The sequence below is a fragment of the Leifsonia soli genome (genome assembly GCF_013408745.1).
Taxonomy (GTDB): domain Bacteria; phylum Actinomycetota; class Actinomycetes; order Actinomycetales; family Microbacteriaceae; genus Leifsonia; species Leifsonia soli.
The window spans coordinates 1,042,746-1,058,218 of record NZ_JACCBJ010000001.1; the positions used below are offsets into that span (position 1 = coordinate 1,042,746).

Consider the following 15,473-nt stretch of genomic DNA (forward strand, 5'->3'; position numbering starts at 1 on the left):
CGAATGGTTCAATCCCCTAGCTATTCCGGGAGCCGGGGGTACCGTGACACGGCATGAACACAACCGGATGGATCGTCCTCATCGTCGTCGTGGTGGTCGTGATCGTCGTGATCGCCATCGTCGCCGCCACGGTGGGCCGCAACCGCAAGCGCGAAGCCGATCGGCACAAGGCGGAGGAGATGCGGCAGTCGGCCGCCCAGACCGAGCTCGAAGCGCGCGAGCGCGAGGCGAAGGCCGCGCGGGCCGCCGCCGACGCGAAGCAGGCAGAGGTCGACGCCGAACGTCTGCGACGTGAGGCGGAGGAGCGGCAGAGTGCCGCAGCCGAGGCCCGCACCGAGTCGGAGGAGGCGCTGCGCCGCGCCGACCACGTCGACCCGGACGTGCGGACGGATCGCAACGGCAACCGTATCGACGACGGGTCGCGCGCCGACGCTGCGGCACCTCCTGCGGCCGCTCCGGCTCCCGCACCCGGGACCACCGCCGCTCCGGCAGCTCCGGCTCCGGAGGCGGCCCCGGTCCAGGACCCCAACGCCGCAGCCGACGACTCCCCGCGCCGGGCGGCGCGGCACGAGGCTCCCCGATTCGACGACGGCACCGGCGGCCCCGCCCGCTGATCCCGTCACCAGGCTGCGGGCCGTCGGAAGCGAGACCGGCGGCCCGCACTCCCATCCCGGCATGCGCCGACGAACGGTGCCGAGCGCGCTAGCATCGTGACGACCCGACGGGAGGGAGGCATCGTGCCCGCTCTCGTCGTCGTCCCGCATCGGTCGGTGGATGCCGCCCTCGTCACGAGCGTCGCCTCCCGGCTGTCAACGGGCGACCGCGACCGCCTCTCCTCGTTGCACGCCGACCTCGACGGGCTGGCCGCGTTCGTGGCCGGCCGTTCCGCCCTTCAGCAGGCGCTGGACCAGGCGGGTGCCGATGGCGCCGCGATCGACGCGACGTGCCCGGACTGCGGGCTGTCGCACGGCCGTCCGATGGTTGCGGGGGCACCACGGCCGTGGTTCGTGTCGCTGTCGCACGCCGGCGGGCGCGCGTTCGCGGTCGCCTCCCGGCGTCCCGTCGGGATCGACGCCGAGACGCTCGACGAGCTGCGTCGCCGCGCCGACGCGATCGACGACCTCGCTCCGGGTGGTGGCGACCCCGGCCGCCGGTGGACGGCCGTCGAGGCCGTACTCAAGGCCGAGGGGAGCGGGCTGCGGCGCGATCCCGATGCGGTGCACGTCGCGCGCCTCTCCGCCCGGCTGGACGGCCGTCGCTACGCCCTGCGGACCGCGCAGGTGGACGACTGCCTGGTCACGGTGGCGACGGGTCGTCGGCGCGGCGCGTGACCACCCGGAGCTCGGCCGCTCGGCATCCCGCCGCTCAATGCCCCAGCGCGGGCAGCTGCGGCCGCCGCAGCCAGGCGTCGAAGAATGCGGCGAGCGGCTCCTCCGAGAACCGCTCCGCGAGCGCCTCGAAGTCCGCGCTGGTGACCGTCCGGAAGCGGTTCTCGCGCGTCCACGTCCGCAGCAGGTCGAAGAACGTCTCGTCGCCCAGCCGCATCCGCAACGCGTGCAGCAGACACGCCCCGCGCTTGTAGACCCGGTCGTCGAACATCGAGTCCGGGCCGGGGTCGCCGAGGACGAGCGCGCCCGGCTTGAGCCGGAGCGCGGCGTGGTGGATGCGCGCGTGCGCCGCCGCCGACATCCCGCCGGAGACCTCCGACCACAGCCACTCCGCGTAGCAGGCGAAGCCCTCGTTGAGCCAGATGTCGCGCCAGGAGGCGAGACCGACGCTGTTGCCGAACCACTGGTGCGCCAGCTCGTGCGCGACGAGCCGCTCCGACCCGCTGCGGCCGTCCGCGTGGGAGGAGCCGAAGGTCGCCATCGCCTGTGCTTCGAGAGGGATCTCGAGCGGGTCCTCCGTGACCACCACCGTGTAGGACGGGAACGGGTACGGGCCGAACAGGTCCTGGAAGCTCTCCAGCATCCGGCCGACGGGCTCGAAGTCGTGCAGCACGCGCTGCGCAAGGGCCGACGGGTACGCCACCACCCACTCCACCCCGGCGGACCGGCGCGGTTCGAGCGTGTAGCGGCCGATCTGGACGGCGGCGAGGTAGGTCGCCGTCGGCTCCTCGCGCTCGAAGGTCCAGGTTCCGCGGCCGCCGCTCACGCTGTGCCCCGTCGGCTCGCCCGTCGCGAGGACGGCGTACGCCTGCTCGGTCGTCACGCGGATGCCGTAGGCGGCACGGTCGGAGGGCCGGTCGTTGCACGGGAACCAGCTCGGCGCGCCCGACGGCTGCGATGCCACGATCACGCCGTCGGTGAGCTCCTCCCAGCCCAGCGTGCCCCACCGGCTGCGGCGCGGCACGGGCGAACCGTCGTAGGCGATCTCGACCACGAACTCCGTGCCGGCCGGGATGGGGGCAGCCGGGGTGATCCGCAGGTGCGTCGGACTCTGGGTGAAGCGGGCGCGCTTCTGACCGTCGACGCGCACCTTCTTCGCCTTCAGGTGGACGAGGTCGAGGACGATCGCGGCGAGCGGCACCTCGGCGCGCGCGCGGATCGTCGCCGTCGCATCCAATCGGTTGGTCGCCACCCGGTAGTCGAGGTCGAGGTCGTACCGGAGGACCGAGAAGTCGTCGGTGCCGGAGCGCGGGAGGTAGACGTGCGGTGATCCGTCGGTCATCCGCCGGCCCGCGCCCGGTACTCGCGCACGACGACCTCGCGCCACGGACCGATCGGGTTGCCGCTCCAGCGGCTGCCCGCGGGCACCGTCTCTCCGCGCATCACGAGGGAGGCGGGCCCGACGGTCGCGTCGGCGCCGATGTCGGCGGCGGGCAGGATGACGCTGTGCGGCCCGAGCGTTCCGCCGCGTTCGATGGTGACCTGGTCCATGCTCATGATTCGATCATGGAACAGGTGCGTCTGCACGACGCAGCCCCGATTGACGGTGGATGCGTCGCCCAGCGTCACCAGATCGGCCTCCGGCAGCCAGTAGCTGTCGATCCACACGCCGGAGCCGATGCGGGCGCCGAGGCTGCGCAGCCACCAGACCAGGGCGGGAGTTCCGGAGGCCGCCCAGGCGAACCAGGGCGCCGCCACCATCTCGGTGAAGGTGTCCGACACCTCGCTGCGCCACACGAACGACGACCAGAGCGGATGCTCGCCCGGCTTCAGCCTCCCGATCAGCGTCCACTTGGCCGCGGTGCTGAGCGCGGCCGCGACGGCGCCGGCGGCGAGCAGGACGGGTCCGCCGAGCACGATGGCCCAGACCGTGCCCCAGGCCGCCTCCGCGGCGCCCAGTGCGATCACGACCGCCAGCCCGATGGCGTAGGTCACGATGACGGGAACGATGCGCAGGAGCTCCCAGGCGGTGCGCGCGACGCGCAGCCGCGTCGGCGGCTCGAAGGTGCGCGTGGGGTCGGCGTCCTGCGTCTGGCGGCGCAGCTTCACCGGCGGCGAGCCGAGCCACGAGGTCCCGGCTTTCGCCTTCCGTGGGGCGAACGACAGCACGGCGACCAGACCGTCGCGCGGCACGCGATTGCCCGCGCCGGCCATGCCCGAGTTGCCGAGGAAGGCGCGGGCGCCGATGTCCACCGCGGCGATGCGGACGTAGCCGCCTCCGAGCTCGTATGAGGCCACCAGGGTGTCGTCCGCGAGGAAGGCGCCGTCGCGGATGCGCGTCATGCGGGGGAGGAGCAGCACGGTCGACGCCTCGACGTCGCTGCCCACCCGCGCTCCGAGCATCCGCAGCCAGACCGGGGTGAACAGGCTGGAGTACAGCGGGAACAACACCGTGCGCGCCTGGTCGAGCAGGCGCTCCGTCGACCACGCCTGCCACCCGGTGCGGCTGCGGACGGGGAAGACGCCCTCGCGCATCCCGATGCCGAGCAGGCGGACGAGCACGACGACCAGCGCCGCCAGCACCACGCCGGAGACGAGCGTCGCGGGGACGAGCCCGGTGGCGGCGCCCCCGATCACGTCGCCCCAGCCGGTAGCGCCGCGGAGGAAGGCGGCGACGACCGCCGCACCGGCCGCGAGCGCCACGACCGGCACCAGGGACACCACGACGGACGACAGGGCGTAGGCGGCGAGCCATCTGGTCCTGCGCTGCGGGCGCTCCTGCGGCCACCAGTCGTGCGCCCGCCCGATGCGCACGGCCGGGGAGCCGGACCAGTTCTGGCCGGCCGGCACGCGCCCGAACACCGCGGAGCCCGGGGCGACGGTCGCATTGCGGCCGATCTTCGTCCCCGGCATCAGGGAGCTCCTGGCTCCGACCGAGCTGCCCGCTCCGATGCGGATCTCACCGATCCGCACGACGTCGCCGTCGATCCAGTACCCAGCCAGGTCGACCTCCGGCTCGATGGAGGCGCCCGCTCCGATGCGGAGCATCCCGGTCACCGGCGGCAGAGCGTGCAGATCGACCCCGCGGTCGATCGTCGCACCGAGCGCGCGGGCGTAGTAGAGGATCCACGGGGCGCCGGCGAGGCTTGCGGCGCCGATCTGGTGGGCGACCTGCTCGGCCAGCCACAGCCGGAGGTGGACACCGCCGCCGCGGGGATGATCGCCGGCCCGCACCCCGAGGAGGAGAAGCCGGGACGCGGCCACCGAGATCGCCATGCGGCCCCACGGCGTCACGAAGACGAGCAGGCCGACGACGAGCCACACCGGGTCCGCCGCCGGGAGCACGTCGAAGCCCCCGAGCGGCCGAAGCAGGGCGGAGGCGGTCAGCAGGTACAGCAGCCAGCGGATGCCGCCCAGGATGAACAGCGGGATGCCCAGAACGGTCTGCAGCGCGCGCATCCGCAGCGGAGTCGGCGGCACCACGTGCGTGGATGCGGCGGACGACGACGGCGAGCTCTCCGCCAGCGCCTGCGCCATCGCGCCGAAGCGCGGCGTCGCATACACATCCGCGACGGTGATGTCCGGATGCCGGCGTCGGATCAGCGACACCAGCTGCGCCGCGGCCAGCGAACCGCCGCCGAGGTCGAAGAAGTTGTCGTCGGAGCCGGTGACCGGGAGCCCCAGGACGCTGCGCCAGTCCGCTGCGAGGGCCGAGGCGACGGGATCGTCGATGGTCACGCCATCGGAGCCGGTGTCTTCCAGCGGCCATGGCAGAGCGGCCTTGTCGACCTTGCCGGAGGTGCGCACCGGCAGCTCGTCCACCACCGCGAGGAGGGGCACGAGAGCGGCAGGCAACGTCTCGCGCAGGTGGGCGAGCGCTGCCGCACGGTCGAAGACGGCGGTGTCCGGCACCGCGAGATAGCCGACCAGGACATCGTTCCCGGCCGCCGACCGCCGAACGGCTGCGGCGGCCCCGGACACCCCGGGGAGCTGCTGCAGTGCGGCCTCCACCTCGCCCAGCTCGATCCGCCGCCCGCCGACCTTGACCTGGTCGTCCGCGCGGCCCAGGTAGAACAGCCCGGCCGGGTCGAACCGCACCAGGTCGCCGCTGCGGTACGCCCGATCCCAGCCGAGGGTCGGCATCGGCGCGTACTTCTCCGCGTCCTTGGCCGGATCGAGATAGCGGGCGAGGCCGACCCCGCCGATGACGAGCTCTCCGCTCTCGCCGTCGGCGACCGGGCGGCCCTCCGCATCGACGACCGCGAGGTCCCAGCCGTCGAGGGGCAGCCCGATCCGCACCGGCTCCCCGGCGGTCAGCGTGGCCGCGCAGGCGACGACGGTCGCCTCCGTCGGGCCGTAGGTGTTCCAGACCTCGCGGCCGGCGACGGCCAGCCGGCTCACCAGTTCGGGAGGGCAGGCCTCCCCGCCGAAGATGAGCAGCCGGACGCTGTCCAGCGCATCCACCGGCCAGAGCGCCGCCAGAGTGGGAACGGTCGAGACGACGGTGATCCGGCGGGCGGACAGCCATGGGCCCAGGTCCATGCCGGTCCTCACAAGCGCACGGGGAGCCGGCACCAGGCAGGCGCCGTGCGCCCAGGCCAGCCACATCTCCTCGCAGGAGGCGTCGAACGCCACCGAGAGGCCCGCGAGGACGCGGTCCTGCGGGCCCACCGGCTCCTCCTGCAGGAACAGCCGCGACTCGGCGTCCACGAAAGCGGCAGCGGACCGGTGTCGGACGGCGACGCCCTTCGGGGTGCCGGTCGAGCCGGAGGTGAAGATGATCCAGGCGTCGTCCTCCGGCCCGGGCGGGGCGACGACCGGAAGCGCGGCCGTCGAGGGATGCGGCGCGTCGCGGAGCACCTGCCGCGGCTGATCCTCGCCCGCCAGCACCAGCCCGCCGTCCGTCAGGACGGCACGGACGGCGGCCTCGCCGAACACCAGATCGGCGCGCTCCTGCGGGTCGTCGGCATCCACCGGGACGTACGCCGCGCCGGCGGCGAGCACGCTCAGGATCGCGAGGTACAGCTCGCGGCTGCCCGAGCTCATCCTCACGCCCACCCGGTCGCCCGGCGAGACGCCGTTCTCGTGCAGGCGCGCGGCGCCCGCGGCGACCCGGGCGAGGAGTTCGCGGTAGCTCAGCGCGCCGGTCGCGTCCTCCAGCGCGGAGGCGTCGGGGAAGCGGCGCGCGGTCTCGGTCAGGATGTCGATCAGCGTCCGCGCGGGAGGCGCATCCTCCGACCGCAGCAGCAGGCCGGTCCGGGGCAGCCCGGCTGCGGGCACGTCGCTGTCGGGCACGTCGCTGTCGGGAACGTCGCTGGCGGGCACGTCGGTCAGGGGAGCATCGGCCACGGGCGCACGCTACGGGCGCCGGGTAAAGCGCCGGTGAACGGACGCCGCGATCATCCCTCGCCGAGCGCGTGCAGCAGCTGGGCCTTGTTCATCCGCGAGTAGCCCTGGATGCCGCGCGCCTTCGCCCGGTCGCGCAGCTCACGGAATGTCGGGATGCCGGTGCTCGACGCGGGCGCCGCCACATGCTCGACGATCTGCTTCGCCGAGGTGCGGGCGTCGTCCGCGGTCTTCTTCGCCCGGCGGACGGCCTTCTTGGCGTCCTTCGCGGCCTGCTGGAGGCGGTCGGCCAGGTCCTCCGCATCCCGCCGTGTCTTCTTGTCGAGCTTCTTGACCGCCTGCTCCGCTTCGCCGACGGCGACCCGCGCCGCGTCGAGCGCCTTCTCGGCTGCCTTCTCGGCCTTGCTCTTCGCCACAGCCCCTCCTTCGGGTTCCGCCCCCTGATGGGGCTTACCCTACGGCGCGCGGAGCCTGCGCTGACTAGTGGATTTCCGCGTCGTCGTCGAGGTGGGCGAGCAGCGCGTCCAGAATGGGCCGCTGGGCTTTCGTCAGCTTCGTGCGGGCGTCGTCCACCGAGAACCAGCGCGCGTCGTCGACCTCGGGGAACGTGCGCATCCGGCCGGAACGCGGAGGCCATTCCAGCTCGAAGGTGTTGCTCCGGACGGCCTCCGGGTCGAACTCCGCTTCTGCCGCGAACACGACGATCGTCTTGCCGGATCCGCGGAAATCGCCGAGCGCGACATAGTCGGCGTCCGGAGCGGGGGAGCCGATCTCCTCGGCGAACTCCCGGCGGGCGGCGGACAGCTCGTCGCCCCGGTCCTCGGCCTCCACGATGCCCTTCGGCAGCGACCACGCGCCCTCGTCCTTGCTCGCCCAGAACGGACCGCCCATGTGGGCGATCCAGACCTCGACGGCGGCGCGGCGACGGTACAGCAGGAGGGCGGCGCTGCGGACGGGCATGCCTCCAGCCTCCCACGCCGCGTCGCCGGATGACAGCGCGGTGAAAGCGGCGCCGCGCGGCGACTAACGTGGAGACGTGGACTCGGGAGACGCGTGGGTGGAAGGGCCGGACGGCCAGCGGTTCTGGGGCCGGTTCGGCGCCGCCGGGCTGCTCGTGCACGACCTGCGGCGCGGGATCCTGCTGCAGCACAGGGCCGACTGGAGCCACTTCGGCGGCACCTGGGGCCTGCCCGGCGGTGCACGTCACGCGGGGGAGAGCGCCGTCGAGGGCGCGCTGCGCGAGGCGGCGGAGGAGGCGGCGGTGCCGCCCGACGCCGTTCACGTGCTGTTCGAGAGCGTGCTCGACCTCGGATTCTGGTCGTACACGACCGTCGTCGGCCAGGCGGTGCGGCCGTTCGAGCCGCACATGGCGGACGTCGAGAGCATCGAACTGCGCTGGGTGCCGGTGAACGAGGTCACGGCCCTGCCGCTGCATCCCGGCTTCGCTGACGCGTGGCCGCAGCTGCGCGCGCGGCTCACCGCCCTCTCGGACTGACCGCCCCGCCCACGGCTCCTGAGTTTTTCGGGTCGACACGCGGGCGCGCGGCGTAAAAACTCAGGAGCTGTCGGCTGCGGGACTCAGGAGGCGACGCGCGGCCAGAGCAGGGAGGAGGCGACGTCGTCGCAGCCGTCCGGCAGGCCCGAGTACGGCGCAGCGCCCGGATACGGGACGGTGCCGGCGTAGGCCGGCGCTCCGGGATACCCCGGCCGCCCGCGGTACGGGACATCCGCTCGGGCGAACAGCCGGTCGCCGCGGACGGTCCCCAGATAGTCGCCGTCGGGCGTGACGGCATCGTGGTCCCCCCAGGGGAACCAGCCGATCCACTCGCCATCGGGGTTGAAGAGGTCGCGGGAGGTCAGGTCGCTTCGGAACGCGATCCAGACCCCCTGGCTGTCGTGCAGGTAGACGGTCATCGTCGATCATGCCTTTCGGGTCGGCATCGTCGTTCCGTGAATTATCCTCAGATACGCACGCGCACGCAAGCATCCGGCGCCCGCCCGTGTCGGCGGTCCGTGTCGGCGGTCGCGGCGAGAATGGGACGGTGCACATCCTCCTCGAGCGCGTCGGGCGCGGCGACGTCCGCGCGACGTGGCTCGACCTGTCGCGGGAGGGTGTGCCGGAGCGGATGGAGACGCTCGCACTCGGCGGCCTGCCGGCGCTCGTAGAAGCGGAGGAGGCCGGGGCCCCGGGCTCCGCCGACCGGCCGCGGTGGGTCTGGGACGACACGCGGGCCTGGTACCCCGCTCTGCTGTCGGCCGGGGCGCGGGTGGAGCGCTGCGTCGATCTACGACTGTGCCACGTCATCCTCCGGGGCTCCACGCTGACGGCGGCGACGCCCCTGGCCCGCGCCGACCCCGGCCCGTGGGATGCGGTGGTCGAGCCGGAGGCGGAGGCGCCGGCAGTGCACACCGCCCTCTTCGACCTCGACGAACCCGCGGACGCGGCCGTCGCGTCCCCGGCCTCCGTCCGCGACGAGTTCGTCGCGCAGGAGCAGGCCATCGCCTCCAGCGCCGACCCGCGCCGCCTGCGGCTGCTGCTCGCCGCGGAGTCCGCCGGGGCGCTGATCGGCGTCGAACTGCAGTATGCGGGCCTCCCGTACAGCGCCGAGCGGCACGACGCGCTGCTGACCGGGCTGCTGGGCCCGCGGCCCGCGTACGGCCGCCCCGCCGTGCTGGAGGGCCTCGTGCGCGAGCTGCGGGAGCAGCTGGAGGCGCCCGACCTCAATCCGGACAGTCCGCCCGACCTGCTCAAGGCCCTGCAGCGCGCCGGCATCCTGGCGACCTCCACCCGGTCGTGGGAGCTCCGCCGGATCGAGCATCCCGTGATCGACCCGCTGCTCCGCTACAAGAAGCTGTCGCGGCTGCTCACCGCGAACGGCTGGACGTGGCTCGACGCCTGGGTGCACGACGGCCGCTTCCGGCCGGACTACGTGCCGGGCGGGGTGGTGACCGGTCGCTGGGCCACCCGGGGCGGAGGCGCCCTGCAGCTGCCCCGGCAGGTGCGCGGAGCCGTCGTCGCCGACCCGGGCTGGAAGCTGGTGGTGGCGGATGCGGCGCAGCTCGAGCCGCGCGTCCTGACCGGACTCTCCGGCGACGAGGCGATGGCCGCCGCCGGCCGCGGCAAAGACCTGTACGAGGGCATCGTGGCGTCGGGTGCCGTCGACGCGCGCGCCCAGGCGAAGGTCGCCATGCTCGGAGCGATGTACGGGGCGACGACGGGGGAGAGCGGCCGGCTGATGCCGCGGCTCACCCGCGCTTTCCCGCGTGCGGTGCGACTGGTGGAGGATGCGGCGCGCGCCGGGGAGCGCGGCGAGAAGGTCACCTCCCGGCTCGGACGCAGCTCGCCCCTCCCCGGCGGCCGGTGGGGGGAGGTGCAGTCGGCGGCATCCGCGGCCGACGCGACCGAGGCCGACGAGCGTCGTGCCCGGAGCCTCGGCCGCGACTGGGGCCGGTTCACCCGCAACTTCGTCGTCCAGGCCAGCGCCGCCGAGTGGGCGCTGTGCTGGATGGCCGAGCTCCGCAACCGGCTGACCGCCCTCGCGCCGGGCGCCGCGTTCACCGCCTCACCGCACCTCGTGTACTTCCTGCACGACGAGGTCATCGTCCACACGCCTGAGGAGCTGGCAGACGAGGTGGCGGCGGCCGTGCGCGCGTCGGCCGAGCAGGCGGGGCGGCTGCTGTTCGGCGCGTTCCCGGTGGAGTTCCCCGTCACGGCCGCGATCGTCGACAGCTACGCGGAGGCGAAATGACCTCCGCCCCGGAATGCCCGAGTGTCGGAGTTGGTTGTCACCTCCGACCTGACCGAGGATGGAGACCATGACCGACACCGCCGCAGCCGCCCCGACCGATCCGAACGCCGTCCTCGCCCGCTACCGCGCCCGCCGCGAGCAGGCCGTGACCGCGCCGCAGGGCAACCTGGCGCTGGTCAACACCCAGTGGATCACCGGAGAGCCGGACTCGGAGCAGCCGATCTGGGGCGTCCCCGGGCTCTGGTCTCCGCTTCCCGCGGGCCAGTCGGGTCTGAAGGTCACCGCGGCGGCGACCGACAACATCTTCGTCGACGACGTGCTGGTCGACGGCTCGGCGATCGTCCGAGGCAAGGACGACCCCAATCCGGGGAAGATCCGTTTCAGCGACACGGTCAGCGGCTTCGTCATCGCCAGCGAGGACGCCGACTACGCCCTCCGCGTGTGGGACGCGAACTCGGAGGCGATCCAGGAGTTCGGCTCCATCGACGCCTTCCCGTTCAACCCGGAGTGGATCATCACCGCATCCTTCACACCGATCGAGGGCGGCAAGACGGTCGGCTTCGAGCACCTCAAGGACGACGGCGCGACCCGCGACATGGTCATCCCCGGCGAGATCACCTTCACGAAGGACGGCGTCGACTACAACCTCGCCGCATTCAAGGCCGGGCGCGCCCTGCAGCTCGTCTTCGCCGACACGACGAACGGCGACAGCACCTACTCGGTCGGCCGATTCCTGTTCGTGGTGCCGAACGAGGACGGCACGGTGACGCTCGACTTCAACCTCGCCGTCCTGCCGCCGTGCGCGTTCAGCTACAACTTCAACTGCCCGCTCCCGCCGGCGCAGAACCGCTTCGCGGTGCCGATCGAGGCCGGCGAGAAGAACGTCCTGAACAACCAGGGCGAGCTGCTCCACTGATCGACGGCTCCGGCCGCCGCCGCTGCGTGCGTCGGAGAGTCCGCCCGAAATCTCCGACGGCGGCGATGACGTGGCGGGCCGGGCGGCCGGCTACTCGGTAGCGCGAGCGGCCGACTCGGCGGCCGGCCTGCGGCCGCGGCGGGGGCGTTCGGGGGAGCGGGGCTGAACCAGTGCGCCTGGATGTGCGCGCAGCGCGGTCGCGACCTCGTCCAGCCACTCGATCGCCGCTCGTGCGCCCAGCTCGGCGGCGCGGTTCGCCGCGAGGAGCGCGCGCGAGTCGGCCTCGTGGGTGAGGTAGCGGATCTTCTCGGCGTATGCGGCGCGGTAGCCGTCGACGACCGCCAGCGCATCCACGCCGTCGAGCGACGCGGCGATCAGCACCTGGTCCTGCATCTCATCCCAGTCGGGCCGGCTGTCGGCCGGCGCGCCGCTGAGCCAGGCGGCCGCCGCCTCCCGGCCCGCTTCCGTCAGCTCGTACAGCGGCAGGCCGTCGTCGGTCGAGCCCGCCGAGGCGACGAGTCCCTGATCCGTCATCCGGTCGAGGGTCGAGTACACCTGCCCGGGGTTCAGCTGCCGCCGGTGCGCAGCGCGGCACAGGAACTCGCTCTGCAGCTGCGAGCCGTACGCCGCGCCCTGCGTGAGGAGCGCCAGGAAACCGTTCTGGACCGACATACTCGGTATGCTATTCGGTCCGGTGTTCGCCGGGCGAGTGAATCGCCGAATCACAATCTTGTAACTCCCCGCGGTTCTCGGGCATAATCGTGGCAACGCGCGCGAGCGCTGACGCAACTTCACACGCCGAAGATTCCATCCGTTCCTGGTCGTAGGGGAAGACGCACCAACGAACGGAGGAGAACCATGTCGGCACACGTCGCTCGAGGGGTGCTCTACGTGCACTCCTCTCCCAGCGCGCTCTGCCCCCACATCGAGTGGGCGGCGGGTCGCGCTCTCGGTCGTGCGGTGAACTTCACCTGGGAGACGCAGCCCGTGCTGAAGGGCTCCCAGCGCACGGAGTTCTTCTGGGACGGCCCTCCCGGCACCGGCGCGCGCCTCGCGTCCGCCCTGCGCGGCTGGGAGCACCTGCGCTATGAGGTCACCGAGGACGCCGGGCACGGCACCGACGGCGGCCGGTGGATGCACACGCCCGATCTCGGCATCTTCTTCGCCCAGGTCGACACTGCCGGCAACATGGTCGTGCCGGAGGACCGCATCCGCTACGCCATGGAGATCGCCGGGGCCAACGCGCTCGAGTTGCACCGCGAGCTGCGGCTGGCCCTGGGTCAGGCGTGGGACGACGAGCTGGAGCCGTTCCGCCACGCGCACGACGACACGTCGGTCATCTGGCTGCACAACGTCGGCTGACCGCGCACCGACTCCCGCGGCGGGCCCGGCATGGCCGCCCGCCCGCGGTGACACAGAGAAGGCCCCGCTCGTCAGAGCGGGGCCTTCTCTGGTATCCGGTGAGCGAGTCGCGGCTCAGTAGCTGCGGAACGCGGCGACGGCGTTGTGGCCGCCGAATCCGAACGAGTTGCTGATGACGAGCTGGGCTCCGTCGCCGAGGGGCTGGGGCTCGCTCTTCACCTGCAGCGGGATGGCCGGGTCCATCTCGGTGATGTTGATCGTCGGCGGGGCCTGGCGGTCGCGGATCGCGAGGATGCTGAACACGGCCTCCAGCGCTCCGGTGCCGCCGAGGAGGTGTCCCGTGGAGGCCTTGGTCGCCGACACCGGGATGGTGTGGACGCGCTCACCGAACACCTCGCGGAGGGCGACGTACTCGGACGGATCGCCGACCGGTGTGCTGGTCGCGTGGGCGTTGATGTGGGTGACGTCGTCCGGCACCGCGCCGGCCCGCTCGAGCGCGATGTGCACGGCGCGGCTGGCGCCGCGGCCCTCGGGGTCGTTCGCGGTGATGTGGTACGAGTCGGCGGTCACACCGCCGCCGGCGAGCTCGGCGTAGATCCGGGCGCCGCGCGCGAGGGCGTGCTCCTCGGTCTCGAGCACGAGGCTGGCCGCGCCTTCGCCCATGACGAAGCCGTCGCGGTCGACGCTGTACGGCCGGGAGGCGTGTGCCGGGTCGTCGTTACGGCGAGAGAGCGCCTGCATCGACGAGAAGGATGCGACGGTGATCGGGTGGATGGCGGACTCGGTTCCACCGGCGATGACCACGTCCGCCAGACCCTGCTGCAGGTGCTCGTAGGCGTTGACGATCGACTCGGTGCTGGAGGCGCACGCGGAGGCGACGGTCCGGGCGTAGGCGCGTGCCTCGAAGTGCATGGAGACTGCGGCGGACGCCGCGTTCGGCATGAGCATGGGGACGGTCATCGGCAGGACGCGACGCGGGCCGCGCTCACGCAGCGTGTCCCAGGCGTCGAGCAGCGTCCACACGCCGCCGATGCCGGTGGCGTAGTCGACGCCGAGGCGCTCGGGAGCGACATCCGGACGGCCGGCGTCTTCCCAGGCCTCCATGGCGGAGATGAGAGCGAACTGGCTGGACGGGTCGAGGCGCTTGGCGACGGGTCGCTCCAGCACTTCCTCCGGCCGCACGATCGCCTCGGCGGCGAACGTGACGGGGAGCTCGTACTGGGCGACCCAGTCGTGCTCGAGGGTGCGGGCGCCCGAGACGCCGGCGAGCAGAGCGCTCCAGCTCTCGGGGGCGGTGCCACCGAGCGGCGACGACGCGCCCATCCCGGTGACGACGATCTTCTTGGTCATAACGGCAACTCTCCTGAATGAGGATCGCGGCGAACGGTCAGAGCGCTGCCGCACGCGCGGGCGGCGACACGGTCGTGCGCCGCCCGCGCGGAAGAATCCTGGCTCTGCGCCTAGGCGTTCTGCGCCTTGACGATGAACTCGACCGCGTCTCCGACGGTCTTGAGGTTCTTGACCTCCTCGTCGGGGATCTTCACGTCGAACTTGTCCTCGGCGTTGACCACGATGGTCATCATCGAGATCGAGTCGATGTCGAGGTCGTCGGTGAACGACTTGTCCAGCTCAACCGTGTCGGTCGCGATGCCGGTCTCGTCGTTGATGAGCTCGGCCAGGCCGGCAAGAACTTCTTCGGTGGACAATGCCATGGTTTTTCTCTCCTTGAGGGGGGTGTCGTTGTGACCGGGAAACAGTCTAGGGCAGCACGACGACCTGCGCGCCGAACACCAGACCGGCCCCGAAGCCGATCTGGAGCGCCAGGCCGCCGCTCAGCTCCGGGTGTTCCTGGAGCAGTCGGTGGGTCGCGAGCGGGATGGATGCGGCGGACGTGTTGCCCGTCGTCTCGATGTCGCGTGCGATCGCGACGGTGTCCGGCAGCTTGAGCTGCTTGGCGAACTCGTCGACGATCCGCATGTTGGCCTGGTGCGGGATGAACGCCGCCAGCTGGTCGGGGGAGACCCCGGCCTCGTCGAGCGCCTGCTTGGCGACCTTGGCCATCTCCCAGACCGCCCAGCGGAAGACCGTCTGGCCCTCCTGGCGGAGCGTCGGCCAGGGCTTCTCGCCGTCGCGGAACTGGGTGAGAGTGCCGTCCATCCCCACCGCGTCGGCCTTGGAGCCGTCGGAGCCCCACACCGTCTTCGCGATGCCGGGGTAGTCGCTCGGGCCGATGACGACGGCGCCGGCGCCGTCGCCGAGCAGGAAGGAGATGGTGCGGTCCGTCGGGTCGACGACATCGGACAGCTTCTCGGCGCCGACCACGAGCGCGTAGTGGGCAGCGCCCGTGCGGATCAACGCATCCGCCTGGGCGACCGCGTAGGCGTAGCCCGCGCACGCCGCGTTCATGTCGTACGCGGCAGCCGGGTTCGCGCCGACGCGGTCGGCGAGGACGGCCGCGAGCGAGGGGGTCTGCTGCGCGTTCGAGATGGTGGCGACGATCACCACGTCGATGAGCGCCGGGTCGACGCCGGACTTCTCGATCGCCTCCTTCGACGCCTCGGTGGCGAGGTCGACGGCGAGGAGGTCGTGGCTCGCGCGGGTGCGGGTGACGATGCCGGTGCGCTGCCGGATCCACTCGTCGGACGAGTTGATGGGACCGACGAGGTCGTCGTTCGGCACGACGAGGTCGCCGCGCGCCGCGCCGATCGAGAGGATGCGGGTGTATTGCGGGCCGTGCGACTGCTGCAGGGTGGGGTGGGTCATCGGGGGAGC

15 protein-coding genes are annotated in these 15,473 nt (G+C 72.5%); 6 read left to right on the forward strand and 9 right to left on the reverse strand.

From position 1 onward, the window contains the following. Positions 1-53 precede the first annotated feature (53 nt). Together BJ963_RS05040 and BJ963_RS05045 are read left to right on the forward strand one after the other, a co-directional pair. A complete protein-coding gene (locus BJ963_RS05040; protein WP_179455030.1) occupies positions 54-614 on the forward strand; it encodes a hypothetical protein in 561 nt (186 codons plus the stop codon). A 123-nt stretch (positions 615-737) separates the two neighbouring features. Then, the gene (locus BJ963_RS05045; protein WP_179455032.1) at positions 738-1,331 is read left to right on the forward strand and encodes a 4'-phosphopantetheinyl transferase family protein; all 594 of its coding nucleotides are present in this window, start codon (positions 738-740) and stop codon (positions 1,329-1,331) included. Positions 1,332-1,365: 34 nt separating this feature from the next. Here the strand turns inward: BJ963_RS05045 and BJ963_RS05050 are convergent, their stop codons facing one another. The 4 genes from BJ963_RS05050 to BJ963_RS05065 form a co-directional block, all read right to left on the reverse strand. Continuing rightward, positions 1,366-2,670, reverse strand: coding sequence for a M1 family metallopeptidase (locus BJ963_RS05050; protein ID WP_179455034.1), 1,305 nt, complete (start codon positions 2,668-2,670; stop codon positions 1,366-1,368). Continuing rightward, positions 2,667-6,623 (reverse strand): Pls/PosA family non-ribosomal peptide synthetase, encoded by a 3,957-nt coding sequence (locus tag BJ963_RS05055; RefSeq protein ID WP_179458034.1) that lies wholly within the window; start codon positions 6,621-6,623, stop codon positions 2,667-2,669. Before BJ963_RS05055 ends, BJ963_RS05050 begins: the two co-directional genes overlap by 4 nt. A gap of 104 nt (positions 6,624-6,727) precedes the next feature. Further along, positions 6,728-7,090 carry a hypothetical protein gene (locus BJ963_RS05060; protein WP_089911037.1) on the reverse strand — a complete coding sequence of 121 codons (363 nt, stop codon included), beginning with the start codon at positions 7,088-7,090 and terminating at the stop codon, positions 6,728-6,730. A gap of 64 nt (positions 7,091-7,154) precedes the next feature. Further along, positions 7,155-7,634 carry an NUDIX hydrolase gene (locus BJ963_RS05065; protein ID WP_179455036.1) on the reverse strand — a complete coding sequence of 160 codons (480 nt, stop codon included), beginning with the start codon at positions 7,632-7,634 and terminating at the stop codon, positions 7,155-7,157. Between the two features lie 76 nt (positions 7,635-7,710). Here BJ963_RS05065 and BJ963_RS05070 point away from each other — a divergent pair, with 76 nt between their 5' ends. Then, on the forward strand, positions 7,711-8,169 hold the full coding sequence (locus BJ963_RS05070; RefSeq protein WP_089911032.1) for an NUDIX domain-containing protein: 459 nt from the start codon (positions 7,711-7,713) through the stop codon (positions 8,167-8,169). Between the two features lie 83 nt (positions 8,170-8,252). Here BJ963_RS05070 and BJ963_RS05075 read toward each other — a convergent pair whose 3' ends face one another. Then, positions 8,253-8,588 (reverse strand): hypothetical protein, encoded by a 336-nt coding sequence (locus BJ963_RS05075; protein WP_089911028.1) that lies wholly within the window; start codon positions 8,586-8,588, stop codon positions 8,253-8,255. A 128-nt stretch (positions 8,589-8,716) separates the two neighbouring features. Between BJ963_RS05075 and BJ963_RS05080 the strand changes: the two genes are divergently transcribed. Beyond that, positions 8,717-10,423: a bifunctional 3'-5' exonuclease/DNA polymerase gene (locus BJ963_RS05080; protein ID WP_179455038.1), complete on the forward strand. Its 1,707-nt coding sequence runs from the start codon at positions 8,717-8,719 to the stop codon at positions 10,421-10,423. Positions 10,424-10,490: 67 nt separating this feature from the next. Continuing rightward, positions 10,491-11,339, forward strand: coding sequence for a DUF1684 domain-containing protein (locus tag BJ963_RS05085; RefSeq protein WP_179455040.1), 849 nt, complete (start codon positions 10,491-10,493; stop codon positions 11,337-11,339). A gap of 90 nt (positions 11,340-11,429) precedes the next feature. On the opposite strand, the gene BJ963_RS05090 is transcribed toward BJ963_RS05085, so the two are convergent. Next, on the reverse strand, positions 11,430-12,011 hold the full coding sequence (locus BJ963_RS05090; protein ID WP_089911019.1) for a PadR family transcriptional regulator: 582 nt from the start codon (positions 12,009-12,011) through the stop codon (positions 11,430-11,432). A gap of 186 nt (positions 12,012-12,197) precedes the next feature. Between BJ963_RS05090 and BJ963_RS05095 the strand changes: the two genes are divergently transcribed. Then, entirely contained in the window at positions 12,198-12,701 is a 504-nt protein-coding gene (locus BJ963_RS05095; RefSeq protein WP_089911016.1) for a DUF3145 domain-containing protein, read from the forward strand. A gap of 114 nt (positions 12,702-12,815) precedes the next feature. On the opposite strand, the gene BJ963_RS05100 is transcribed toward BJ963_RS05095, so the two are convergent. The 3 genes from BJ963_RS05100 to BJ963_RS05110 form a co-directional block, all read right to left on the reverse strand. Beyond that, positions 12,816-14,051 (reverse strand): beta-ketoacyl-[acyl-carrier-protein] synthase family protein, encoded by a 1,236-nt coding sequence (locus tag BJ963_RS05100; RefSeq protein WP_089911013.1) that lies wholly within the window; start codon positions 14,049-14,051, stop codon positions 12,816-12,818. A 110-nt stretch (positions 14,052-14,161) separates the two neighbouring features. Then, positions 14,162-14,413 carry an acyl carrier protein gene (locus BJ963_RS05105; protein WP_018190963.1) on the reverse strand — a complete coding sequence of 84 codons (252 nt, stop codon included), beginning with the start codon at positions 14,411-14,413 and terminating at the stop codon, positions 14,162-14,164. A gap of 46 nt (positions 14,414-14,459) precedes the next feature. Next, positions 14,460-15,464 (reverse strand): beta-ketoacyl-ACP synthase III, encoded by a 1,005-nt coding sequence (locus BJ963_RS05110; protein ID WP_179455042.1) that lies wholly within the window; start codon positions 15,462-15,464, stop codon positions 14,460-14,462. Positions 15,465-15,473 lie beyond the last annotated feature (9 nt).